The 22,741-nt window shown below is 68.1% G+C and carries 20 protein-coding genes and 3 tRNA genes; 21 read left to right on the top strand and 2 right to left on the bottom strand.

Annotated elements, in window-relative coordinates; translation table 11 throughout:
- Positions 1 to 94: 94 nt before the first annotated feature.
- From OHA91_RS16005 to OHA91_RS15960, 10 genes are all read left to right on the top strand, one after another.
- Positions 95 to 167, top strand: a tRNA-Thr gene (locus OHA91_RS16005).
- A gap of 48 nt (positions 168 to 215) precedes the next feature.
- Positions 216 to 288: transfer RNA gene (locus OHA91_RS16000), tRNA-Met, on the top strand.
- Between the two features lie 88 nt (positions 289 to 376).
- The gene (gene rpmG / locus OHA91_RS15995) at positions 377 to 541 is read left to right on the top strand and encodes a 50S ribosomal protein L33 (RefSeq protein WP_007265873.1); all 165 of its coding nucleotides are present in this window, start codon (positions 377 to 379) and stop codon (positions 539 to 541) included.
- Between the two features lie 136 nt (positions 542 to 677).
- A complete protein-coding gene (locus OHA91_RS15990; RefSeq protein ID WP_030958986.1) occupies positions 678 to 1,130 on the top strand; it encodes a MaoC family dehydratase N-terminal domain-containing protein in 453 nt (150 codons plus the stop codon).
- A 1-nt stretch (position 1,131) separates the two neighbouring features.
- Positions 1,132 to 1,560, top strand: coding sequence for a MaoC family dehydratase (locus tag OHA91_RS15985; protein WP_031152668.1), 429 nt, complete (start codon positions 1,132 to 1,134; stop codon positions 1,558 to 1,560).
- Between the two features lie 155 nt (positions 1,561 to 1,715).
- A complete protein-coding gene (locus OHA91_RS15980) occupies positions 1,716 to 2,285 on the top strand; it encodes a TetR/AcrR family transcriptional regulator (RefSeq protein WP_031152671.1) in 570 nt (189 codons plus the stop codon).
- Between the two features lie 87 nt (positions 2,286 to 2,372).
- Positions 2,373 to 3,839: a DHA2 family efflux MFS transporter permease subunit gene (locus OHA91_RS15975; protein ID WP_328739522.1), complete on the top strand. Its 1,467-nt coding sequence runs from the start codon at positions 2,373 to 2,375 to the stop codon at positions 3,837 to 3,839.
- 68 nt (positions 3,840 to 3,907) lie between these two features.
- A complete protein-coding gene (locus OHA91_RS15970; protein ID WP_328739521.1) occupies positions 3,908 to 4,306 on the top strand; it encodes a DUF3291 domain-containing protein in 399 nt (132 codons plus the stop codon).
- On the top strand, positions 4,303 to 5,442 hold the full coding sequence (locus OHA91_RS15965) for a UDP-N-acetylmuramate dehydrogenase (RefSeq protein ID WP_276328750.1): 1,140 nt from the start codon (positions 4,303 to 4,305) through the stop codon (positions 5,440 to 5,442). Before OHA91_RS15970 ends, OHA91_RS15965 begins: the two co-directional genes overlap by 4 nt.
- Before the next feature lie 61 nt (positions 5,443 to 5,503).
- Positions 5,504 to 5,875 (top strand): hypothetical protein, encoded by a 372-nt coding sequence (locus OHA91_RS15960; RefSeq protein ID WP_245240146.1) that lies wholly within the window; start codon positions 5,504 to 5,506, stop codon positions 5,873 to 5,875.
- On the opposite strand, the gene OHA91_RS15955 is transcribed toward OHA91_RS15960, so the two are convergent.
- Together OHA91_RS15955 and OHA91_RS15950 are read right to left on the bottom strand one after the other, a co-directional pair.
- Entirely contained in the window at positions 5,865 to 6,884 is a 1,020-nt protein-coding gene (locus OHA91_RS15955) for an adenosine deaminase (protein WP_031152682.1), read from the bottom strand. The genes OHA91_RS15960 and OHA91_RS15955 overlap by 11 nt on opposite strands.
- Positions 6,885 to 7,040: 156 nt before the next feature.
- Complete coding sequence (locus tag OHA91_RS15950) at positions 7,041 to 8,267, bottom strand: pyridoxal phosphate-dependent aminotransferase (RefSeq protein ID WP_031152684.1); 1,227 nt, start codon at positions 8,265 to 8,267, stop codon at positions 7,041 to 7,043.
- Positions 8,268 to 8,460: 193 nt separating this feature from the next.
- Here OHA91_RS15950 and OHA91_RS15945 point away from each other — a divergent pair.
- From OHA91_RS15945 to OHA91_RS15895, 11 genes are all read left to right on the top strand, one after another.
- Positions 8,461 to 8,533 (top strand) — tRNA-Trp (locus tag OHA91_RS15945).
- 106 nt (positions 8,534 to 8,639) lie between these two features.
- Complete coding sequence (gene secE, locus OHA91_RS15940) at positions 8,640 to 8,921, top strand: preprotein translocase subunit SecE (RefSeq protein ID WP_030825982.1); 282 nt, start codon at positions 8,640 to 8,642, stop codon at positions 8,919 to 8,921.
- An 82-nt stretch (positions 8,922 to 9,003) separates the two neighbouring features.
- The gene (gene nusG / locus OHA91_RS15935) at positions 9,004 to 9,906 is read left to right on the top strand and encodes a transcription termination/antitermination protein NusG (protein ID WP_031152688.1); all 903 of its coding nucleotides are present in this window, start codon (positions 9,004 to 9,006) and stop codon (positions 9,904 to 9,906) included.
- Positions 9,907 to 10,088: 182 nt separating this feature from the next.
- On the top strand, positions 10,089 to 10,523 hold the full coding sequence (gene rplK / locus OHA91_RS15930; protein ID WP_030026644.1) for a 50S ribosomal protein L11: 435 nt from the start codon (positions 10,089 to 10,091) through the stop codon (positions 10,521 to 10,523).
- 89 nt (positions 10,524 to 10,612) lie between these two features.
- The gene (gene rplA / locus OHA91_RS15925; RefSeq protein ID WP_031152690.1) at positions 10,613 to 11,341 is read left to right on the top strand and encodes a 50S ribosomal protein L1; all 729 of its coding nucleotides are present in this window, start codon (positions 10,613 to 10,615) and stop codon (positions 11,339 to 11,341) included.
- Between the two features lie 201 nt (positions 11,342 to 11,542).
- On the top strand, positions 11,543 to 12,418 hold the full coding sequence (locus tag OHA91_RS15920; protein ID WP_031152693.1) for an LppX_LprAFG lipoprotein: 876 nt from the start codon (positions 11,543 to 11,545) through the stop codon (positions 12,416 to 12,418).
- Positions 12,419 to 12,515: 97 nt separating this feature from the next.
- The gene (locus OHA91_RS15915; RefSeq protein ID WP_328739520.1) at positions 12,516 to 13,415 is read left to right on the top strand and encodes a hypothetical protein; all 900 of its coding nucleotides are present in this window, start codon (positions 12,516 to 12,518) and stop codon (positions 13,413 to 13,415) included.
- A gap of 246 nt (positions 13,416 to 13,661) precedes the next feature.
- Positions 13,662 to 14,192 (top strand): 50S ribosomal protein L10, encoded by a 531-nt coding sequence (gene rplJ / locus OHA91_RS15910; RefSeq protein WP_030653597.1) that lies wholly within the window; start codon positions 13,662 to 13,664, stop codon positions 14,190 to 14,192.
- Between the two features lie 111 nt (positions 14,193 to 14,303).
- Positions 14,304 to 14,687 carry a 50S ribosomal protein L7/L12 gene (rplL, locus tag OHA91_RS15905; RefSeq protein ID WP_031152699.1) on the top strand — a complete coding sequence of 128 codons (384 nt, stop codon included), beginning with the start codon at positions 14,304 to 14,306 and terminating at the stop codon, positions 14,685 to 14,687.
- Positions 14,688 to 15,254: 567 nt separating this feature from the next.
- On the top strand, positions 15,255 to 18,737 hold the full coding sequence (rpoB, locus tag OHA91_RS15900; RefSeq protein WP_030026653.1) for a DNA-directed RNA polymerase subunit beta: 3,483 nt from the start codon (positions 15,255 to 15,257) through the stop codon (positions 18,735 to 18,737).
- Between the two features lie 101 nt (positions 18,738 to 18,838).
- Positions 18,839 to 22,738, top strand: a complete 3,900-nt coding sequence (locus tag OHA91_RS15895; protein ID WP_030653599.1) for a DNA-directed RNA polymerase subunit beta' — start codon at positions 18,839 to 18,841, stop codon at positions 22,736 to 22,738.
- Positions 22,739 to 22,741: the final 3 nt, after the last annotated feature.

The following is a 22,741-nucleotide window of genomic DNA, read 5'->3' as shown; positions in this document are numbered from 1 at the left end:
GTTGATCAAGAGAGGCTGCCGAACCCCCTCGGAGCCCTGTTCCCGCAAAGGATTTGGGCGATCGGCGGGCAACCGTGTAATGTCTTCATCGCTCGCCCCAATAGCTCAGTCGGTAGAGCGTCTCCATGGTAAGGAGAAGGTCTGCGGTTCGATTCCGCATTGGGGCTCTGGTGAGAGAGGCCCCCCACCCTCGGGTGGGGAGCCGATCACATCAAAGCGGCGTAGCTCAGTCGGTAGAGCAAGCGGCTCATAATCGCTGTGTCACCGGTTCAAGTCCGGTCGCCGCTACCCACAGTAGCCGATTGCGGGGTCGGTCTCCCGATCGGCTACTCTTTTATGCGTTCATCCGTCCCATAGTCCGTCAAGGAGCACTCACGTGGCTGCCACCGACGTCCGCCCGAAGATCACGCTGGCCTGCGTGGAGTGCAAGGAGCGGAACTACATCACCAAGAAGAACCGGCGTAACAACCCGGACCGCATGGAGATGAAGAAGCACTGCCCGCGCTGCAACTCGCACACCGCGCACCGCGAGACCCGCTGACCCCAGCGAAGTCTCGAATAACAGGCACCGTCATGAGGTCGTCCCCTTCATTGGGGGCGGCCTTGTGTCGTTTCCGTGCCCGTTCCTGTCTTTGTCCCTGTGTGTTTCGTGTCCCTTCAACAGGAGGTAGTGAGTCATGGCTCTCGACCAGTCCTTCGTGGGGCGGAGCTACCCGCCCACCGATCCGTACGAGGTCGGCCGGGAGAAGATCCGCGAATTCGCGGTCGCGGTGGGTGACGCCAATCCCGTCTACACCGACCCCGAAGCGGCCAAGGCCTACGGCCACTCCGATGTGATCGCGCCGCCGACTTTCGTGTTCGCCATCACATTCAAGGCGGCCGGCCAGGTCGTCGCGGACCCGCAGCTGGGGCTGGACTACAGCCGCGTCGTGCACGGCGACCAGAAGTTCGCGTACTCCCGACCGGTGCGTGCCGGTGACCGCCTGTCGGTGACCTCCACCATCGAGGCCGTGAAGTCGCTCGCGGGCAACGACATCATCGACATCCGCGGCGAGGTCCACGACGAGACCGGCGAGCACGTGGTGACGGCGTGGACGAAGCTCGTCTCCCGCGCCCCCGAGGAGGCCTGACATGGCAGCGCAGATCAAGTACGCCGACGTCGAGGTCGGCACCGAGCTGCCCGCCGCGTCCTTCCCCGTGACGCGCGCCACGCTCGTGCAGTACGCCGGCGCCTCGGGCGACTTCAACCCGATCCACTGGAACGAGAAGTTCGCCAAGGAGGTCGGGCTGCCGGACGTGATCGCGCACGGCATGTTCACCATGGCCGAGGCGATCCGCGTGGTCACCGACTGGGTGGGAGACCCGGGCGCGGTGGTGGAGTACGGCGTGCGCTTCACGAAGCCCGTCGTGGTCCCCAACGACGACCTGGGCGGCCTGATCGAGGTCACCGCCAAGGTCGCGGCGAAGCTGGACGACCACCGCGTACGGGTCGACCTGACGGCCATGAGCGCCGGTCAGAAGGTCCTCGGCATGTCCCGCGCGGTGGTCGCACTCGCCTGAGTGCCCCACCTGGGTGCCCTACCCGGGTGCCCCACCTGGGTGCACCTACGGAGAGGGGGCGGGGAACATCCGCCCCCTCGGCACTCCCGCCCTCCGTCCGGGGCGGCCGCAGCGAACGCTTGACGAAGTTAGTGATTGAGCACTAACTTCGTCGTATGGCAAGGATGAGCGCAGAAGAGAGGCGCGAGAGCGTCATTCGCGCGGCGATGCACGAATTCGCCCGCGGCGGCTACCACGGGACCTCCACCGAGTCCATCGCCAAGCGGGTGGGCGTCTCGCAGCCGTACCTCTTCCGGCTCTTCCCCAACAAGCAGGCGATCTTCCTGGCCGCCTCCGAGCGCTGCCTGAGGGACACGCGCGAGCTCTTCGCCGGCGCCGTGGAAGGGCTTCACGGCGAGGAGGCCCAGCAGGCCATCGCCAACGCGTACACCCGGCTGATCACCGAAGACCCCGACAAGCTCCAGATGCAGCTCCAGATGTACGTGGCGGTGGCTGCGGCCGAGGCGGCCGGCGACCGCGAGTTCGGCAAGGTCGTCCGGGCCGGCTGGATGGAGCTCTGGGACACCGCCCACCTGCCGCTGGGCGGCGACCCGCGGGAGACCACGACCTTCATGGCCTACGGGATGCTGATCAACGTCCTGGCCGCCATGGGCTTCCCGTTCGACCATCGGGTCTGGGAAGGGTTCTACCCGGAGGCCCGCACCACCGGACGCCTTGAGATGTGAGGGCGCGGCGCGCGCGATCGGCTCGGGCGCGCTTTTCGTGGACGCGAAAGTTAGTCAGCAATAACTAACAAACCGTAGGGGGACATCGTGCAAGCGCAAGGCATCGACACCAAGCTCCGCGGGCCCGCCGTCTGGGCCCTCGTCCTCACCGGCGTGGCCAGCTTCATGGCCGCACTCGACAACCTGGTCGTGACCACCGCCCTCCCCGCCATCCGCGCGGACCTCGGCGGCGGGCTGGAGGACCTGGAATGGACGGTGAACGCCTACACGCTCACCTTCGCCGTCCTCCTCATGTTCGGCGCCGCCCTCGGCGACCGCTTCGGCCGCCGCCGGCTGTTCATCGCCGGCCTCGCCGTCTTCACCGGCGCCTCCGCCGCAGCCGCCCTCTCGCCCGGGATCGACGCGCTCATCGCCGCCCGCGCCGTGCAGGGCGTGGGAGCCGCCGTCATGATGCCGCTCACCCTCACCCTGCTCACCGCCGCCGTCCCGGCCGCCCGCCGCGGCACGGCCCTCGGCATCTACGGCGCCGTCACCGGCCTCGCCGTCGCCAGCGGCCCCCTCATCGGCGGCAGCCTCACCGAGCACATCTCCTGGCAGTGGATCTTCTGGCTCAACGTGCCCATAGGCCTGGCCCTGATCCCGCTCGCCCGCCTGCGCCTCGCCGAGTCCACCGCCCCGGGCGCCCGCCTCGACCTCCCCGGCACCCTGCTCATCAGCGGCGGCCTCTTCGGCATCGTCTACGCCCTGGTCAACGCCAACTCCGAGGGCTGGACCAGCGCCCCCGTCCTCACCGGCCTGATCGCCGGCACCGCCCTCGTCGCGGGCTTCGTCCACCACGGCTTCACCCACGCCAACCCCATGCTCCCCATGCGGCTCTTCCGTGACCGCGGCTTCCTGGGGATCAACCTGGCCAGCCTGCTGATGTTCCTCGGCATGTTCGGCTCGATCTTCCTGCTCAGCCAGTTCCTCCAGGGCGTCGCCGGCTACTCGCCCACCGAAGCAGGCCTGCGCATGCTCCCCTGGACCGGCATGCCGATGATCGTGGCCCCGCTGGCCGGGATCCTCTCCGACCGCATCGGCGGCCGCCCCGTGGTCGCCGCCGGCCTGGCGTTCCAGGCACTGGGCCTCGGCTGGTTCGCCGCGATCCTGAGCACGGACGTCTCGTACGCCGCGCAGCTGCCGCCGCTGATCCTCAGCGGGATCGGCATGGCCCTCTACTTCGCCCCGGCGGCCAACGTCCTGATGTCCACCGTGAGCCCCGCCGACCAAGGCAAGGCCTCCGGCACGAACAACGCCCTGCGCGAGGTCGGCGGCGCCCTCGGCGTCGCCGTCCTGGCCTCGGTCTTCTCCGCCCAGGGCGGCTACGAATCCCCGCAGGCCTTCACCGACGGCACCGTCCCCGCCCTCTGGATCGGCGCCGGCGCTGTCGCCCTCGCCGCCGCGCTGGCCCTCCTGGTGCCCCGCAAGGCCAGGAGCGCGCCCACCCCGGTACCCACCCCGGTACCCGCCACCGTCGAGCCCGGGGCCACGGACAAGGTCCCGGCCGTCGGATGACCGCCGCTCCCTGATCCGGCCTGCTCGACGAGAAGCCCCGTCACCGCACCACGGAAGGAGAGCACGTCATGCCCGACATCCCCTGGTCCACACCCACTCCGGCGGCGCCCGGCGCCGAGGTCTACGTCATGGCCTCCCGCTTCGAGACCGCCACCCTCACCGGCGCCGTCAGGTTCTTCCTCAAGGCGCCCGGCATCATCCGACAGATGCGCAGGGCCCCCGGGGCCCACGGCGTCGCCCTGCGGGCCCGCGTCCTGCACCGCACCTTCCTCACGCTCTCCGCGTGGGAGGACCGGGACGCGCTGTACCGCTTCGCCCGCAGCGAGCCCCACCGCTCCAGCTCCCGCGCCGCCTCCGCGTACATGCGGGAATCCGTCTTCACCTACTGGACCGTGCCCGCCACCGAGCTGCCCCTCGGCTGGGCCGAGGCCGAGCGCCGCCTCGCCGAGCAGGAGGCGGGCCGCTGACCCCGCCGGCACGGGGGACGAACGAGGACGGTCCGTGGCCCCGCAGGGATGCGAGGGGCACGGACCGTACTCTTGTCCACGTGCAGGAACTCCACGACGCCCCCCTCGCCCCGCTGACCACCTTCCGTCTCGGTGGTCCCGCCGCCCGCCTGGTCACCGCGACCACCGACGCCGAGGTGGTCGCCGCCGTCCGGGCCGCGGACGAGAGCGGCACCCCGCTCCTGGTCATCGGCGGCGGCAGCAACCTGGTCATCGGCGACCGGGGCTTCGACGGCACCGCCCTGCGCATCGCGACCACCGGCTTCCACCTGGACGGGACGCGGCTGGAGCTCGCCGCCGGCGAGAACTGGAGCGACGCCGTCGCCCGCACCGTCGAAGCCGGCCTCGCCGGCATCGAGTGCCTCGCCGGCATCCCCGGCTCGGCCGGCGCCACCCCGATCCAGAACGTCGGGGCGTACGGCCAGGAAGTCCGCGACACCATCACCGAGGTCGTCGCCTACGACCGCACCACCGGCGAAACGGTCACCCTGACCGCCGCCGAGTGCGCCTTCCGGTACCGCCACAGCACCTTCAAGGACCAGCCCGACCGCTACGTCGTCCTGCGCGTGCGCTTCGCACTGGAGGACGCCGGCGGCCTCTCGGCGCCGATCAAGTACCCCGAGACCGCCCGCGCCCTCGGCGTCGAGGCCGGCGACCGGGTCCCCGCCGCCGCCGCCCGCGAGACCGTGCTGCGGCTGCGCGCCGGCAAGGGCATGGTCCTCGACCCCGCCGACCACGACACGTGGTCGGCCGGCTCCTTCTTCCACAACCCGATCCTGACCGACGAGGCCTACGCCGCCTTCCTCGCCCGCGTCCAGGACCGCCTCGGCCCCGACACCGCCCCGCCCGCGTACCCCGCCGGAGAGGGCCGTACGAAGACCAGCGCGGCCTGGCTGATCGACAGGGCCGGCTTCACCAAGGGCTACGGCACCGGCCCGGCACGCATCTCCACCAAGCACACCCTCGCCCTCACCAACCGGGGCGAGGCCACCACCGAGGACCTCCTGACCCTGGCCCGCGAGGTCGTCGCGGGCGTCCACGCGGCTTTCGGCGTCACCCTCGTCAACGAGCCGGTGACGGTCGGCGTCAGCATCTGAGGAGCCCCGGCCGCCCATGCTCTGTCCCCGTCACGGGGCCGGTACGGACCCCACTCGGCTCGTGGGTCGCACGCTCAGCAGGGTCGTCGCGTCCTGGCACGTCAGTGACGGCGAACGCTCCGAGTCCCCCCTCGACGTCTGGCTGATCGACAGCGTCGGCGACTCCATCCGGATCACCACCGGGTCCGACCAGTGCCTCATCGTCGAGTCCGCCTCGCCCCACGCGCCGTACGACATGGGGGAGTGGGGCCGCATCGAGGTCGGCGAGGACCTCGGCGACCACCCCTTCCTGCGGCACCTGGGCGAGACCGTCTCCTCGGTCGCCGAGTTCGCGCTGCCCGAGCAGGGCCGCACCCACCTGGAGATCGGCTTCCCGGACGGCCGCCGGGTGCGCGCCGACTGCTACGAGGGGGACCTGCGGCTCACCCGGTGAGCCAGTGGTCGATCCCGGCCAGCAGCTTGGCCTGTACGTCGTCCGGCGCGGCGCTCCCGCGCACCGACTGGCGGGCCAGCTCGGCGAGCTCCGCGTCCGTGAAGCCGTGGTGGCGGCGGGCGATCTCGTACTGCGCCGCGAGCCGGGACCCGAAGAGCAGCGGGTCGTCCGCGCCCAGCGCCATCGGCACCCCGGCCTCGAACAGTGTGCGCAGCGGGACGTCCTCGGGCCGCTCGTACACGCCCAGGGCGACGTTGGACGCCGGGCAGACCTCGCAGGTGATCTGCCGGTCGGCCAGCCGCTTCAGCAGCCGGGGATCCTCCGCGGCCCGTACGCCGTGCCCGATGCGGGCGGCGTGCAGGTCGTCGAGGCAGTCGCGGACCGAGGACGGGCCGGTCAGCTCGCCGCCGTGCGGGGCCGCGAGGAGGCCGCCGTCGCGGGCGATGGCGAAGGCCCGGTCGAAGTCGCGGGCCATGCCGCGCCGCTCGTCGTTGGAGAGGCCGAAACCGACGACGCCGCGGTCGGCGTAGCGCACGGCGAGCCGGGCCAGGGTGCGGGCGTCGAGGGGGTGCTTCATGCGGTTGGCGGCGATGAGCACCCGCATGCCGAGACCGGTCTCGCGGGAGGCCGCGTCGACGGCGTCGAGGATGATCTCGACGGCCGGGATCATCCCGCCGAGAAGGGGGGCGTAGGAGGTGGGATCCACCTGGATCTCCAGCCAGCCGCTGCCGTCCCGTACGTCCTCCTCCGCGGCCTCGCGGACCAGGCGCCGGATGTCGTCGGGCTCGCGCAGGCAGGAGCGGGCGGCGTCGTAGAGCCGCTGGAAGCGGAACCAGCCGCGCTCATCGGTGGCGCGCAGCTTGGGCGGCTCCCCGGCGGTCAGGGCGTCGGGAAGGCGCACGCCGTACTTGTCGGCGAGCTCCATGAGGGTCGATGGTCGCATCGACCCGGTGAAGTGCAGGTGGAGGTGGGCCTTCGGCAGAAGCGTGAGATCGCGTACGTGCTCCATCTGGTGATCCTGCCGTACCACTGCGCTCGGCGGGAGGGGGTTTTACCGATCGGGGGCTTGCGCGAACGCGTGAGCGGGCCGCCTGCGGGGCTGAAACGGCGAGCGGCGCCGACCCCGTCGGGGGTCGGCGCCGCTCAGGTCGTGCTGCGGGCCGCGTCAGGCCTTGGCCTCGGCCAGGAGCTTCTGGATGCGGGACACGCCCTCGACCAGGTCCTCGTCACCCAGGGCGTACGAGAGGCGCAGGTAGCCGGGGGTGCCGAAGGCCTCGCCCGGGACGACCGCGACCTCGACCTCGTCCAGGATCAGGGCCGCCAGCTCGACGGAGGACTGCGGGCGCTTGCCGCGGATCTCCTTGCCGATGAGCTCCTTGACCGACGGGTACGCGTAGAAGGCGCCCTCGGGAGTCGGGCAGAAGACGCCGTCGATCTCGTTCAGCATCTTCACCATCGTCTGCCGGCGGCGGTCGAAGGCCTTGCGCATCTCGGCGACCGCGTCCAGGTTGCCCGAGACGGCGGCCAGCGCGGCGACCTGGGCCACGTTGGAGACGTTGGAGGTGGCGTGCGACTGCAGGTTGGTCGCCGCCTTGATGACGTCCTGCGGGGCGATGACCCAGCCCACGCGCCAGCCGGTCATCGCGTACGTCTTGGCGACGCCGTTCACGATGATGCACTTGTCGCGCAGGGCCGGGACCAGGACCGGCAGCGAGGTGAACTTCGCGTCGCCGTAGACCAGGTGCTCGTAGATCTCGTCCGTCAGCACCCACAGGCCGTGCTCGGCGGCCCACTCGCCGATCGCCTTCGCGTCGGCCTCGCTGTAGACCGAACCGGTCGGGTTGGACGGGGAGACGAAGAGGACGACCTTCGTGCGCTCGGTGCGCGCGGCCTCCAGCTGCTCGACGGAGACCCGGTAACCGGTGGTCTCGTCGGCGACGACCTCGACCGGGACACCGCCGGCGAGACGGATCGACTCCGGGTAGGTGGTCCAGTAAGGGGCCGGGACGATGACCTCGTCACCCGGGTCCAGGACGGCCGCGAAGGCCTCGTAGATCGCCTGCTTGCCGCCGTTGGTCACCAGCACCTGCGACGCCTCGACCTCGTAGCCGGAGTCGCGCAGCGTCTTGGCGGCGATGGCGGCCTTCAGCTCCGGCAGACCGCCGGCCGGCGTGTAGCGGTGGTACTTGGGGTTGCGGCAGGCCTCGACCGCGGCCTCGACGATGTAGTCCGGGGTCGGGAAGTCGGGCTCGCCCGCGCCGAAGCCGATCACCGGACGCCCGGCGGCCTTGAGGGCCTTGGCCTTGGCGTCCACGGCGAGGGTGGCGGACTCGGAAATGGCGCCGATACGGGCGGACACCCGGCGCTCGGAGGAAGGCGTTGCAGAGGTCATACGAGCAATCGTCCCAGACCGCGCAGAAGCGCCGCACACCGTTTCAGTGAACGGACTGGAGCATGTCAGGTCGGGTGCTGTTCGACGTCACGGCCCAGTTCACGTACACTCACCTGTCGTTGGACCTCGCCAGCCGCTGCAAAGCGTGAGCACTCCGTGCACTCGCCCGGATGCGGTAGGTTGGGGGACGCAAAGGGTCGTAGCTCAATTGGTAGAGCACTGGTCTCCAAAACCAGCGGTTGGGGGTTCGAGTCCCTCCGGCCCTGCTCCACACTCCTTCTCGGATGTGTGTGCGCAGGTACGTACTTAGATGCAACGCCGTGCGGCGCAACCGGGCGCGGTACGGCCACGACCCGGATTCAGGTGAGAGACGTGACGGACGCCCTGGGCTCCATCGACATGCCTGACGCCGAGGACGAGACGCGCGAGAAGAAGGCCCGCAAGGGCGGCAAGCGCGGCAAGAAGGGTCCTCTGGGCCGTCTCGCGCTTTTCTACCGCCAGATTGTCGCGGAACTCCGCAAGGTTGTCTGGCCCACTCGCAACCAGCTCACGACGTACACCACCGTGGTGATTGTCTTCGTGGTCATCATGATCGGTCTGGTGACCGTGATTGACTATGGGTTCCAGGAAGCCATCAAGTTCGTCTTCGGCTGATCCCCGCGGAGGGCGGCGCCTTGATGGGTGCCGCCCCTTTTCGCATGTTCCACCACCTTTTTTCCAGGAAGAAGCAGCCACCGTGTCTGACCCGAACCTGAACGCGAGCCACGACTCCGTCGAGTCCGTCGAGGACGAGCTCGACATCGTCGAGGCGGCAGACGCTGTGGACCCCGACGAGGCCGAGCTCGCCGACGTCGAGGCGGGTGACGCCGCCGAGGAGGCCGCGCTGCACGTCTCCGACGACGAGGCCGAGGCGGACGAGGCCGAGGCGGACGAGGTCGAGCCCGACACCGAGCTCGAAGAGGCCGCCGACGACGACGCCGAGATCGCGGAGGAGGCCGAAGAGGCCGAGCCCGCCGAGCCGGTCGACCCGATCCAGGCCCTGCGCGAGGAACTGCGCCTCCTCCCCGGCGAGTGGTATGTGATCCACACCTACGCCGGCTACGAGAAGCGCGTGAAGGCCAACCTCGAGCAGCGCGCCGTCTCGCTGAACGTCGAGGAGTTCATCTACCAGGCCGAGGTGCCCGAGGAAGAGATCGTCCAGATCAAGAACGGCGAGCGCAAGAACGTCCGGCAGAACAAGCTGCCCGGCTACGTTCTCGTCCGCATGGATCTGACGAACGAGTCCTGGGGCGTCGTCCGCAACACCCCCGGCGTCACCGGCTTCGTGGGCAACGCGTACGACCCGTACCCGCTGACCCTGGACGAGATCGTCAAGATGCTCGCCCCGGAGGCGCAGGAGAAGGCCGCCAAGGCCGCCGCGGAAGAGGCCGGCCTGCCCGCGCCCGCCGTCAAGCGCACCATCGAGGTCCTGGACTTCGAGGTCGGCGACTCGGTCACCGTCACCGACGGTCCGTTCGCCACGCTCCAGGCGACCATCAACGAGATCAACCCCGACTCGAAGAAGGTCAAGGGCCTCGTCGAGATCTTCGGCCGCGAGACCCCGGTCGAGCTCAGCTTCGACCAGATCCAGAAGAACTGATCCACTCCCTGGATCACGGCTTCTGAGCCACAGCTTCCGGACAGGTCAGACCACCCCCCGAGGGCGGTCTGACCTGCTCGGTTTTTAGCCCCGCACTGATACCCGTTATCGTGGTGCGGTATGCCTCCATCCGGATGACCGGATCGGCGGCTGAAAACTCTCACTAGGACCCGGAGAGAGCAATGCCTCCCAAGAAGAAGAAGGTCACGGGGCTTATCAAGCTCCAGATCAAGGCCGGTGCGGCCAACCCGGCTCCGCCGGTCGGCCCCGCGCTCGGTCAGCACGGCGTCAACATCATGGAGTTCTGCAAGGCCTACAACGCCGCGACCGAGTCGCAGCGTGGCATGGTCGTGCCGGTGGAGATCACGGTCTACGAGGACCGCACCTTCACCTTCATCACCAAGACTCCGCCGGCGGCGCGCCTCATCCTGAAGCACGCGGGCATCGAGAAGGGCTCCGGCGAGCCCCACAAGACCAAGGTCGCCAAGCTCACGGCTGCCCAGGTCAAGGAGATCGCCGAGCTGAAGATGCCCGACCTGAACGCCAACGACATCGACGCGGCCGTCAAGATCATCGCCGGCACCGCGCGTTCGATGGGCGTCACCGTCGAAGGCTGATCCAGCCGCCCCCTCGCACCATCAGTGGTAGGACCAAGCGCTGGTCCGCACCACGACTCCATGCCTGAAGCCACAACACAGGAGCAGAAGTGAAGCGCAGCAAGACTCTCCGCGCTGCGGACGCCAAGGTCGACCGGGACAAGCTCTACGCCCCGCTCGAGGCCGTCCGTCTCGCCAAGGAGACCTCCGCCACCAAGTTCGACAGCACCGTCGAGATCGCCTTCCGCCTGGGTGTCGACCCGCGCAAGGCCGACCAGATGGTCCGCGGCACCGTGAACCTCCCGCACGGCACCGGCAAGACCGCCCGGGTCCTGGTCTTCGCGACCGGTGACCGTGCAGCGGCCGCGGAAGCCGCCGGCGCCGACATTGTCGGCGACGACGAGCTGATCAACGAGATCGCCAAGGGCAACCGCCTGAACGAGTTCGACGCCGTTGTGGCCACCCCGGACCTCATGGGCAAGGTCGGCCGCCTCGGCCGCGTGCTCGGTCCCCGTGGCCTCATGCCGAACCCGAAGACCGGCACCGTCACGATGGACGTCGCGAAGGCTGTCACCGAGATCAAGGGTGGCAAGATCGAGTTCCGCGTCGACAAGCACTCGAACCTGCACTTCATCATCGGCAAGGTCTCCTTCTCCGATGAGCAGCTCGTCGAGAACTACGGCGCGGCCCTGGACGAGATCCTTCGTCTGAAGCCGTCCGCCGCCAAGGGCCGGTACCTGAAGAAGGCCGCCCTGAGCACCACCATGGGCCCCGGCATCCAGCTGGACCCGAACCGCACCCGGAACCTCCTCGTCGAGGAAGACCCGGCTGCAGTCTGACTGGGCTGAGCCTGACGGCTCACCGAGTGGCTGAACGGGCCCCTCGCCCCCTTCACGGGCGGCGAGGGGCCCGTTTTCCGTTCCCCTGTGCGAGTCCTGTGCGTTGGCTTTCCGTGCCAAGTCGTACAGTCGTACGGGCAGGGCCGCAGGCCCAAGCGCCGGAGACCACGCGCTGCCACGAAGACACGGGGTGGGGAACGCATGAACGCATACCGCAAGAAGACCGTCGTGGCCGTCCTGGCCGCCCTCCTGCTCGCAGGAGGCGCCACGGCCTGCGAGAACGGGAACGACGCGAAGAAGGACACGGGGGCGCCCGCGCCGGCCAAGCCGGCGGAGAAGCCCGCGGAGAAGCCGGCGGACGTGGCGCCGGCCGCGTACCTGGAGAAGACGAAGAAGAAGTCCGAGGAGATCACCTCCCTCCGGTACACCATCGCGGGCGAGGCGGCGGGTCAGAAGATCACCGGCGAGGCCGCCATGCGGATCAAGCCCACCGTGGCCATGTCGATGACGATGGATTCGCCCGAGAAGCCGGGCGAGAAGGTGCAGATCCGCCTCCTCGACGGCGCCATGTACATGGGCGCCGAGGGCAAGTGGCTGAAGTTCGACCTCAAGGCCCTCGCTCCGGATCAGGCCAAGCAGCTGGACTCGCTCGGATCTTCCCAGCAGGGCCAGAACCCGGCCGACACGGCCGACAGCCTGAGCGCCGCCAAGGACCTCAAGAAGGTCGGCGACGAGACCATCGACGGTCAGAAGACGACGCACCTGAGCGGCACCGTCTCGGTCGACGAGCTGCGGTCCCGCAGCGCCGCCTCCACCCCGGAGGCCAAGGAGCGCCAGGAGAAGAACGTCGCGGCACTGGAGGCCCAGGGCATCAAGACCCTGACCATGGACCTCTGGATCGACGAGAACGACCAGGCGAAGCAGGTCCGCACCCGTGGCGCCGGCACGTCCGGCCCGATGGACATCACCATCAAGTTCCTGGACGTCAACAAGCCCGTCGAGGTCACCGCGCCGCCGGCCGAGCAGGTCATCGACCTCGCCGAGATGATGAAGGGCGCCGACGAGGGCTCCGCCTGATCGCCGCAGCAGCAGCACCGTACGACCGCAGTGACGTCGCGCCGCCGCTCCACCGCGGCGGCGCGGCGCGCAGCGACCATTCATGGGGGAGAACCAGATGAACAGCGCTGTCCGGACCCGGGCCGGCGTGACGATGGCCGGTGCCGCACTTCTCGTGGGCGGCCTCACGGCCTGCGGCGGGGCCGACGGGGGCAAGGGGGCCGACGCCAAGGCGCACGACCCGGTGGAGGCCGTGAAGGCCTCCTACCTGAAGACGGTGGCCGCCAAGTTCGCCAAGGCGGAGCTGTCCACCGTCGAGAAGGACGGCAAGGCCAGCTCCCAGTCCGGCACGAAGGGCTGGTACCCGTCCGGCCACGACGTGGTCCTCAAGGGCGGCGGCGAGCCCGACAGCCGCTCGATCATGATGGGCGACACCGTCTACACCCAGCTGGACAAGCCCCTCAAGGGCAAGACCTGGATGCAGATGGACCTCTCCAAGGACGGCAAGCCGGGGGTCCGGCTGAACGAGGACCCGGCCGAGTACCTCGCCATGCTGCTCGGCCAGCAGAAGCTCACGCACGTCGGGGCCGAGAAGAGCGACGGCGTCGACGCCCAGCACTACAAGGGCAGCTTCACCAACGCGGACCTGCTCCAGGCGGACGAGTCCACCAAGGCCATGGAGGAGAAGAACCGCCAGTACCTCCGCGAGTCCGTGAAGCACATCACCGCCTTCGAGGTGGACCTCTGGATCGGCGCGGACGGCTACCCGGTCCGCGTCGACAGCTCCAGCACGGACGACAAGGGCACGTCGAAGACCACGGCGAAGTTCTCCGACTTCGGCAGGGCCCCCGCCGTCCAGCCCCCGCCGGCCGACCAGGTCGTCACCTTCGACGCCGTGATGAAGGGCGTCGACGCCGACCTCGAACAGGTCGACAAGGACCTCGCGCAGGCCGACAAGGACCTGGAAGAGGCCGACAAGACGCTGCGGGACGCCGGGCTGCCCGGCCTGCGCCGCTGACCGATTTGCCTCGACCGGAACCCTTCACGTAGTCTTCCCCGGAAGCCAAAGACCGCTGGTCGTTGCCGTGCCCGCAAGGGTGCGGTGGCCGAAGGATCCGCTGGATGCGGACGACCCGCGCAGGTGACTGTGGAAGGTTCCCGGAATTCGTTCCGGTTGAGCCACGCCCTGGCGCCTGCGCCGGGGCGTTTCGTCTTTCAGCCCCTTCTGAGCGGTCCTCATCACCCGGAAGGAGGCGAACGCACCATGCCGACGCCCAACAAGGCTGCATCGGTGGCCGAGCTCAAGGACGCGTTCCAGAGCTCCAACGCCGCCGTGCTGACCGAGTACCGGGGTCTCACCGTCGCGCAGCTCAAGACGCTGCGTCGCTCCCTTGGTGAGAACGCCCAGTACGCCGTGGTGAAGAACACGCTGACCAAGATTGCGGCCAACCAGGCCGGGATCACCGCGCTGGACGAGCACTTCGCTGGTCCGACCGCGGTCGCCTTCATCACCGGTGACCCGGTGGAGTCGGCGAAGAGCCTGCGTGACTTCGCCAAGGACAACCCCAACCTGATCATCAAGGCGGGTGTCCTTGATGGTAAGGCGCTCTCCGCCGATGACATCAAGAAGCTTGCGGACCTCGAGTCCCGCGAGGTTCTGCTCAGCAAGCTGGCCGGCGCGTTCAAGGGCAAGCAGTCCCAGGCTGCCTCGCTCTTCCAGGCGCTGCCGTCGAAGTTCGTCCGCACCGCGGAAGCGCTTCGCGTCAAGCTCGCCGAGCAGGGCGGTGCCGAGTAATTCGGCTCGCGCATTGATCCGCGCCGCCTAGTGCGCGGGTCGTAGCGGGCCGTTACGCCCGCCTCTATAGACACATCGGCACCTGCCGAATTAGTGGAAGGATCGCCCATCATGGCGAAGCTCTCTCAGGACGACCTCCTCGCCCAGTTCGAGGAGATGACCCTCATCGAGCTCTCCGAGTTCGTGAAGGCCTTCGAGGAGAAGTTCGACGTCACCGCCGCCGCGGCCGTCGCCGTTGCCGGCCCGGCCGGCCCGGGTGCCGTTGTCGAGGCCGAGGAGGAGAAGGACGAGTTCGACGTCATCCTCACCGGTGCCGGCGACAAGAAGATCCAGGTCATCAAGGTCGTGCGCGAGCTGACCTCCCTGGGTCTGAAGGAGGCCAAGGACCTCGTGGACGGCGCCCCGAAGCCGGTCCTCGAGAAGGTTGCCAAGGACGCCGCCGAGAAGGCCGCCGAGGCCCTCAAGGGCGCCGGTGCGGCCGTCGAGGTCAAGTAACACCTCTGAGGCCTTCCTGAGGCCTCAGCCGAGGGCGATCACCCGTAAGGGTGGTCGCCCTTTGGCGTATTCGCAGTGCCTGACTTGCCCTGGTCTCGTTGGGGAGTAGGGTGATCATCGTTGCCCCGACGTAGGGTCCGGAGATGATCCGCTCGGAGCAGGGGGCCTTGACGAACGGGTTGCGGCGCGCAATTCTCAGACCCGTCGAGAGGTCGGCCGCCTCGATCCGAGATCCGAGGCATGGATCGACTACGAAGAGGGCAGTACTGATACGCGCTCTGTGCACGAGAGCGGCAGCGTTGGATGCAGGGTTGATCGACATGGGGAAGGCCTGTTGCCGGTTTCCGGAAACCTGGTCTGGACATCAGTGAGCCAAGTGGCTACACTGACCCTTTGCGCTGCCTGTTAGCTGTCCCCTGCCCGTCGCCAGGGACATGCCCACGCTTGAGCACACTTGATTGATCTGCCCTGACCTGGCCTTTTGGGCCGGAATCGGGGGGCCTGTCTTCTGTGTCTGCTGGGACCGGTACGCGCGTAGTGAGTCCGAGCCCTCGGAAGGACCCCCTCTTGGCCGCCTCGCGCAACGCCTCGACCAATACGAACAACGGTGCCAGCACCGCCCCGCTGCGCATCTCCTTTGCAAAGATCAAGGAGCCCCTCGAGGTTCCGAACCTCCTGGCGCTGCAGACCGAGAGCTTTGACTGGCTTCTCGGCAACGCCGCCTGGAAGTCTCGCGTCGAGTCGGCGCTTGAGAGTGGACAGGACGTCCCCACCAAGTCCGGTCTGGAAGAGATCTTCGAGGAGATCTCGCCGATCGAGGACTTCTCCGGGTCGATGTCGCTGACCTTCCGCGACCACCGTTTCGAGCCGGCGAAGAACTCCGTCGACGAGTGCAAGGAGCGCGACTTCACGTACGCGGCTCCGCTGTTCGTCACTGCCGAGTTCACGAACAACGAGACCGGAGAGATCAAGTCTCAGACGGTCTTCATGGGCGACTTCCCGCTCATGACCAACAAGGGCACCTTCGTCATCAACGGCACCGAGCGTGTCGTCGTGTCGCAGCTTGTCCGTTCCCCTGGTGTCTACTTCGACTCCTCCATCGACAAGACGTCCGACAAGGACATCTTCTCCGCCAAGATCATCCCGTCCCGGGGTGCCTGGCTGGAGATGGAGATCGACAAGCGCGACATGGTCGGCGTCCGCATCGACCGCAAGCGCAAGCAGTCCGTCACCGTCCTCCTGAAGGCTCTCGGCTGGACCACCGAGCAGATCCTCGAGGAGTTCGGCGAGTACGAGTCCATGCGCGCCACCCTGGAGAAGGACCACACCCAGGGTCAGGACGACGCGCTGCTCGACATCTACCGCAAGCTGCGCCCGGGCGAGCCGCCGACCCGTGAGGCCGCTCAGACGCTGCTCGAGAACCTCTACTTCAACCCGAAGCGCTACGACCTCGCCAAGGTCGGCCGCTACAAGGTGAACAAGAAGCTCGGCGCCGACGAGCCGCTCGACGCCGGCGTGCTCACTACCGACGACGTCATCGCCACGATCAAGTACCTGGTCAAGCTGCACGCCGGCGAGACCGAGACGATCGGCGAGTCCGGCCGTTCGATCGTGGTCGAGACCGACGACATCGACCACTTCGGCAACCGTCGTCTGCGCAACGTCGGCGAGCTCATCCAGAACCAGGTCCGCACGGGTCTGGCTCGTATGGAGCGCGTCGTGCGCGAGCGCATGACCACCCAGGACGTCGAGGCGATCACGCCGCAGACCCTGATCAACATCCGGCCGGTCGTCGCCTCCATCAAGGAGTTCTTCGGCACCAGCCAGCTGTCGCAGTTCATGGACCAGAACAACCCGCTCTCGGGCCTGACCCACAAGCGCCGCCTGTCGGCGCTGGGCCCCGGCGGTCTGTCCCGTGAGCGGGCCGGCTTCGAGGTCCGAGACGTCCACCCGTCGCACTACGGCCGCATGTGCCCGATCGAGACCCCCGAAGGCCCGAACATCGGTCTCATCGGCTCGCTCGCGTCCTACGGCCGCGTCAACGCGTTCGGTTTCGTCGAGACCCCGTACCGCAAGGTCATCGACGGCGTCGTCACCGACGAGGTCGACTACCTGACGGCCGACGAGGAAGACCGCTTCGTCATCGCGCAGGCCAACGCGGCCCTGTCCGAGGACATGCGCTTCACCGAGAACCGCGTCCTGGTCCGCCGTCGTGGCGGCGAGATCGACTACATCGCCGGCGGCGACGTCGACTACATGGACGTCTCCCCGCGCCAGATGGTGTCCGTCGCGACCGCGATGATCCCCTTCCTGGAGCACGACGACGCCAACCGCGCCCTCATGGGCGCGAACATGATGCGCCAGGCCGTTCCGCTCATCAAGGCGGAGGCCCCGCTCGTCGGCACCGGCATGGAGTACCGCTGTGCGGTCGACGCCGGCGACTCGATCCGTGCGGAGAAGGACGGTGTCGTCCAGGAGGTCTCGGCCGACTACATCACCGTCGCCAACGACGACGGCACGTACACCACGTACCGCGTCGCCAAGTTCTCCCGCTCGAACCAGGGCACCTCGGTCAACCAGAAGGTCATCGTCAACGAGGGTGACCGGATCGTCGAGTCCCAGGTCCTCGCCGACGGACCGGCGACCGAAGAGGGCGAGATGGCCCTCGGCAAGAACCTGCTCGTCGCGTTCATGCCGTGGGAAGGCCACAACTACGAGGACGCGATCATCCTGTCGCAGCGCCTCGTGCAGGACGACGTCCTCTCCTCGATCCACATCGAGGAGCACGAGGTCGACGCCCGTGACACCAAGCTCGGCCCCGAGGAGATCACCCGGGACATCCCGAACGTCTCCGAGGAGGTCCTCGCGGACCTCGACGAGCGCGGCATCATCCGCATCGGTGCGGACGTCGTCGCCGGCGACATCCTGGTCGGCAAGGTCACGCCCAAGGGTGAGACCGAGCTGACCCCGGAGGAGCGTCTGCTCCGCGCGATCTTCGGTGAGAAGGCCCGCGAGGTGCGTGACACCTCGCTCAAGGTCCCCCACGGTGAGATCGGCAAGGTCATCGGTGTCCGCGTCTTCGACCGCGAGGAGGGCGACGAGCTTCCTCCGGGCGTGAACCAGCTGGTCCGCGTCTACGTCGCCCAGAAGCGCAAGATCACCGACGGTGACAAGCTCGCCGGCCGTCACGGCAACAAGGGTGTCATCTCCAAGATCCTCCCGATCGAGGACATGCCGTTCCTGGAGGACGGCACCCCGGTCGACATCATCCTGAACCCGCTGGGTGTCCCGTCCCGAATGAACCCGGGACAGGTCCTGGAGATCCACCTCGGCTGGCTCGCCAGCCGCGGCTGGGACGTCTCCGGTCTGGGTGAGGAGTGGGCCGAGCGACTGAAGGCCATCGGCGCCGACCGCGTCGAGCCCGGCACCAACGTCGCCACCCCCGTGTTCGACGGCGCCCGCGAGGACGAGCTCGCCGGCCTGTTCGAGCACACCATCCCGAACCGCGACGGTGACCGCCTGGTCCTCCCGTCCGGCAAGGCGCGCCTGTTCGACGGCCGCTCCGGCGAGCCGTTCCCGGACCCGATCTCGGTCGGGTACATGTACATCCTCAAGCTCCACCACCTGGTCGACGACAAGCTCCACGCCCGTTCGACCGGTCCGTACTCGATGATCACGCAGCAGCCGCTGGGTGGTAAGGCACAGTTCGGTGGCCAGCGATTCGGTGAGATGGAGGTGTGGGCGCTCGAGGCTTACGGCGCCGCCTACGCCCTCCAGGAACTGCTGACCATCAAGTCCGACGACGTCACCGGCCGCGTGAAGGTCTACGAGGCCATCGTCAAGGGCGAGAACATCCCCGAGCCGGGCATTCCCGAGTCCTTCAAGGTGCTCATCAAGGAAATGCAGTCGCTCTGCCTCAACGTGGAGGTGCTGTCCTCGGACGGCATGTCCATCGAGATGCGCGACACCGACGAGGACGTCTTCCGCGCGGCGGAGGAGCTCGGTATCGACCTGTCCCGGCGCGAGCCGAGCAGCGTCGAAGAGGTCTGACGGGCCTGACGGGGGGCTCACGAACAGAGCCCCCCGTCATCCCCGGGACCGTTCAGACCACTGATCAAGAGACACGACCCCGAAAGAGGGATTGACGCACAGTGCTCGACGTCAACTTCTTCGACGAGCTGCGGATCGGCCTTGCCACCGCGGACGACATCCGAACCTGGTCGCACGGCGAGGTCAAGAAGCCGGAGACCATCAACTACCGCACCCTCAAGCCCGAGAAGGACGGACTCTTCTGCGAGAAGATCTTCGGTCCGACCCGGGACTGGGAGTGCTACTGCGGCAAGTACAAGCGTGTCCGCTTCAAGGGCATCATCTGTGAGCGCTGTGGCGTCGAAGTCACGCGCGCCAAGGTGCGCCGTGAGCGGATGGGCCACATCGAGCTTGCCGCTCCCGTTACCCACATCTGGTATTTCAAGGGCGTCCCGTCGCGCCTGGGCTACCTGCTGGACCTCGCGCCGAAGGACCTCGAAAAGGTCATCTACTTCGCCGCGTACATGATCACGTTCGTCGACGACGAGCGCCGCCAGCGCGACCTGCCGTCGCTGGAGGCCCACGTCTCCGTCGAGCGCCAGCAGATCGAGAACCGCCGCGACGCCGACCTCGAAGGCCGTGCCAAGAAGCTCGAGTCCGACCTGGCCGAGCTCGAGGCCGAGGGCGCGAAGGCCGACGTGCGCCGCAAGGTGCGCGAGGGTGCCGAGCGCGAGATGAAGCAGCTCCGTGACCGCGCCCAGCGCGAGATCGACCGCCTCGACGAGGTGTGGGCCCGCTTCAAGAACCTCAAGGTCCAGGACCTCGAGGGCGACGAGCTGCTCTACCGCGAGCTGCGTGACCGCTTCGGCACGTACTTCGACGGCTGCATGGGCGCCGCCGCGCTGCAGAAGCGTCTCGAGTCCTTCGACCTGGAGGAGGAGGCCGAGCGCCTCCGCGAGATCATCCGCACCGGCAAGGGCCAGAAGAAGACCCGTGCGCTCAAGCGCCTCAAGGTCGTCTCCGCGTTCCTGCAGACCAGCAACAAGCCCAAGGGCATGGTTCTGGACTGCGTCCCGGTCATCCCGCCGGACCTGCGTCCGATGGTGCAGCTGGACGGTGGCCGCTTCGCGACCTCCGACCTGAACGACCTGTACCGCCGCGTGATCAACCGCAACAACCGCCTGAAGCGCCTTCTCGACCTCGGTGCCCCCGAGATCATCGTGAACAACGAGAAGCGCATGCTCCAGGAGGCCGTGGACGCCCTCTTCGACAACGGTCGTCGCGGCCGCCCGGTGACGGGCCCCGGCAACCGTCCGCTGAAGTCCCTCAGCGACATGCTGAAGGGCAAGCAGGGTCGATTCCGTCAGAACCTTCTCGGTAAGCGCGTGGACTACTCCGCGCGTTCCGTGATCGTCGTCGGCCCGCAGCTGAAGCTGCACCAGTGTGGTCTGCCCAAGGCCATGGCGCTGGAGCTCTTCAAGCCGTTCGTGATGAAGCGCCTGGTCGACCTGAACCACGCGCAGAACATCAAGTCGGCGAAGCGCATGGTCGAGCGCGGCCGCACGGTCGTCTACGACGTGCTCGAAGAGGTCATCGCCGAGCACCCGGTCCTGCTGAACCGTGCGCCCACGCTGCACCGCCTCGGCATCCAGGCCTTCGAGCCCCAGCTGGTCGAAGGCAAGGCCATCCAGATCCACCCGCTCGTCTGCACCGCGTTCAACGCGGACTTCGACGGTGACCAGATGGCCGTGCACCTGCCGCTCTCCGCGGAGGCGCAGGCCGAGGCACGCATCCTGATGCTGTCCTCGAACAACATCCTCAAGCCGGCCGACGGCCGTCCGGTCACGATGCCGACGCAGGACATGGTCCTGGGTCTGTTCTTCCTGACCACCGACGGTGAGCTCCGTGACACCAAGGGCGAGGGCCGCGCGTTCGGCTCCACGGCCGAGGCGACCATGGCGTTCGACGCCGGCGAGCTCGCGCTGCAGTCGTCCGTCGACATCCGCTTCCCGGTGGGCACCATCCCGCCGCGCGGCTGGGTGCCGCCGGTCGCCGAGGAGGGCGAGCAGGAGTTCCAGCCGGGCGACAGCTTCCGCCTGCGCACCACCCTGGGCCGCGCGCTCTTCAACGAGCTGCTGCCCGAGGACTACCCGTTCGTCGACTACTCGGTGGGCAAGAAGCAGCTCTCCGAGATCGTCAACGACCTGGCGGAGCGCTACCCCAAGGTCATCGTGGCGGCGACGCTCGACAACCTGAAGGCGGCCGGCTTCCACTGGGCGACCCGTTCGGGCGTCACCGTGGCCATCTCCGACGTCGTCGTGCCCGAGGCCAAGAAGGCCATCGTCGCGGGCTACGAGGCGCAGGACGAGAAGGTCCAGAAGCAGTACGAGCGCGGTCTGATCACCAAGGACGAGCGCACGCAGGAGCTCATCGCGATCTGGACCAAGGCGACCAACGAGGTTGCCGAGGCGATGAACGCGAACTTCCCCAAGACGAACCCCATCTTCATGATGGTTGACTCGGGTGCCCGAGGAAACATGATGCAGATGCGACAGATCGCCGGTATGCGTGGTCTGGTGTCGAACGCGAAGAACGAGACCATCCCGCGTCCGATCAAGGCGTCCTTCCGTGAGGGCCTCACCGTTCTGGAGTACTTCATCTCCACGCACGGTGCCCGTAAGGGTCTGGCGGACACCGCCCTGCGTACCGCCGACTCGGGTTACCTGACCCGTCGTCTGGTGGACGTCTCGCAGGACGTGATCATCCGCGAGGAGGACTGCGGCACCGAGCGCGGCCTGAAGCTGAAGATCGCCGTTCGCGGCGAGGACGGCGTGTTGCGCAAGGCCGACGACGTCGAGACCTCGATCTACGCCCGCATGCTGGCCGAGGACGTCGTCATCGACGGCAAGGTCATCGCGCCGGCCAACGTCGACCTCGGTGACGTGCTCATCGACGCCCTGGTCGCCAACGGCGTCGAGGAGGTCAAGACCCGCTCGGTCCTGACCTGTGAGTCCGCGGTCGGCACCTGTGCCTTCTGCTACGGCCGCTCGCTGGCCACCGGCAAGCTGGTCGACATCGGTGAGGCGGTCGGCATCATCGCCGCCCAGTCCATCGGTGAGCCCGGTACCCAGCTGACGATGCGTACCTTCCACACCGGTGGTGTGGCCGGTGACGACATCACGCAGGGTCTGCCGCGTGTCGTTGAGCTCTTCGAGGCCCGTACCCCGAAGGGTGTCGCCCCGATCTCCGAGGCCGCCGGCCGCGTGCGGATCGAGGAGACCGAGAAGACGAAGAAGATCGTCATCACGCCCGACGACGGCAGCGACGAGACGGCGTTCCCGATCTCGAAGCGCGCCAAGGTCATCGTGCACGAGGGCGACCACGTCGAGGTGGGCCAGAAGCTCACCATGGGTGCCACCAACCCGCACGACGTGCTGCGCATCCTCGGCCAGCGTGCCGTCCAGGTCCACCTGGTCGGCGAAGTCCAGAAGGTCTACAACTCGCAGGGCGTGTCGATCCACGACAAGCACATCGAGATCATCATCCGGCAGATGCTGCGCCGCGTGACGATCATCGAGTCCGGCGACGCGGAGCTCCTGCCGGGCGAGCTGGTCGAGCGGTCGAAGTTCGAGACCGAGAACCGTCGTGTGGTCACCGAGGGCGGTCACCCCGCCTCCGGCCGTCCGCAGCTGATGGGTATCACCAAGGCCTCGCTCGCGACCGAGTCGTGGCTGTCGGCGGCGTCCTTCCAGGAGACGACCAGGGTCCTGACGGACGCGGCGATCAACGCCAAGTCCGACTCCCTGATCGGCCTCAAGGAGAACGTCATCATCGGTAAGCTCATCCCGGCCGGTACGGGCCTCGCCCGCTACCGCAACATCCGGGTGGAGCCCACCGAGGAGGCGAAGGCCGCGATGTACTCGGCCGTCGGCTACGACGACATCGACTACTCGCCCTTCGGCACCGGCTCCGGCCAGGCTGTCCCGCTGGAGGACTACGACTACGGCCCCTACAACGGCTAAGAG

Source organism: Streptomyces erythrochromogenes (genome assembly GCF_036170895.1).
GTDB classification, from domain to species: domain Bacteria; phylum Actinomycetota; class Actinomycetes; order Streptomycetales; family Streptomycetaceae; genus Streptomyces; species Streptomyces erythrochromogenes.
The sequence above is the reverse complement of the archived record's forward strand: the minus strand, read 5'-3'. Positions and strand labels throughout refer to the sequence as shown.

Coding starts and splice junctions, on each gene's coding strand:
- OHA91_RS15990 (WP_030958986.1), top strand. CDS start 678: ATGGCTCTCGACCAGTCCTTCGTGGGGCGGAGCTACCCGCCCACCGAT.
- OHA91_RS15985 (WP_031152668.1), top strand. CDS start 1,132: ATGGCAGCGCAGATCAAGTACGCCGACGTCGAGGTCGGCACCGAGCTG.
- OHA91_RS15980 (WP_031152671.1), top strand. CDS start 1,716: ATGGCAAGGATGAGCGCAGAAGAGAGGCGCGAGAGCGTCATTCGCGCG.
- OHA91_RS15970 (WP_328739521.1), top strand. CDS start 3,908: ATGCCCGACATCCCCTGGTCCACACCCACTCCGGCGGCGCCCGGCGCC.
- OHA91_RS15955 (WP_031152682.1), bottom strand. CDS start 6,884: ATGGAGCACGTACGCGATCTCACGCTTCTGCCGAAGGCCCACCTCCAC.
- OHA91_RS15950 (WP_031152684.1), bottom strand. CDS start 8,267: ATGACCTCTGCAACGCCTTCCTCCGAGCGCCGGGTGTCCGCCCGTATC.
- rplK (WP_030026644.1), top strand. CDS start 10,089: ATGCCTCCCAAGAAGAAGAAGGTCACGGGGCTTATCAAGCTCCAGATC.
- OHA91_RS15920 (WP_031152693.1), top strand. CDS start 11,543: ATGAACGCATACCGCAAGAAGACCGTCGTGGCCGTCCTGGCCGCCCTC.
- OHA91_RS15915 (WP_328739520.1), top strand. CDS start 12,516: ATGAACAGCGCTGTCCGGACCCGGGCCGGCGTGACGATGGCCGGTGCC.
- rplJ (WP_030653597.1), top strand. CDS start 13,662: ATGCCGACGCCCAACAAGGCTGCATCGGTGGCCGAGCTCAAGGACGCG.
- rplL (WP_031152699.1), top strand. CDS start 14,304: ATGGCGAAGCTCTCTCAGGACGACCTCCTCGCCCAGTTCGAGGAGATG.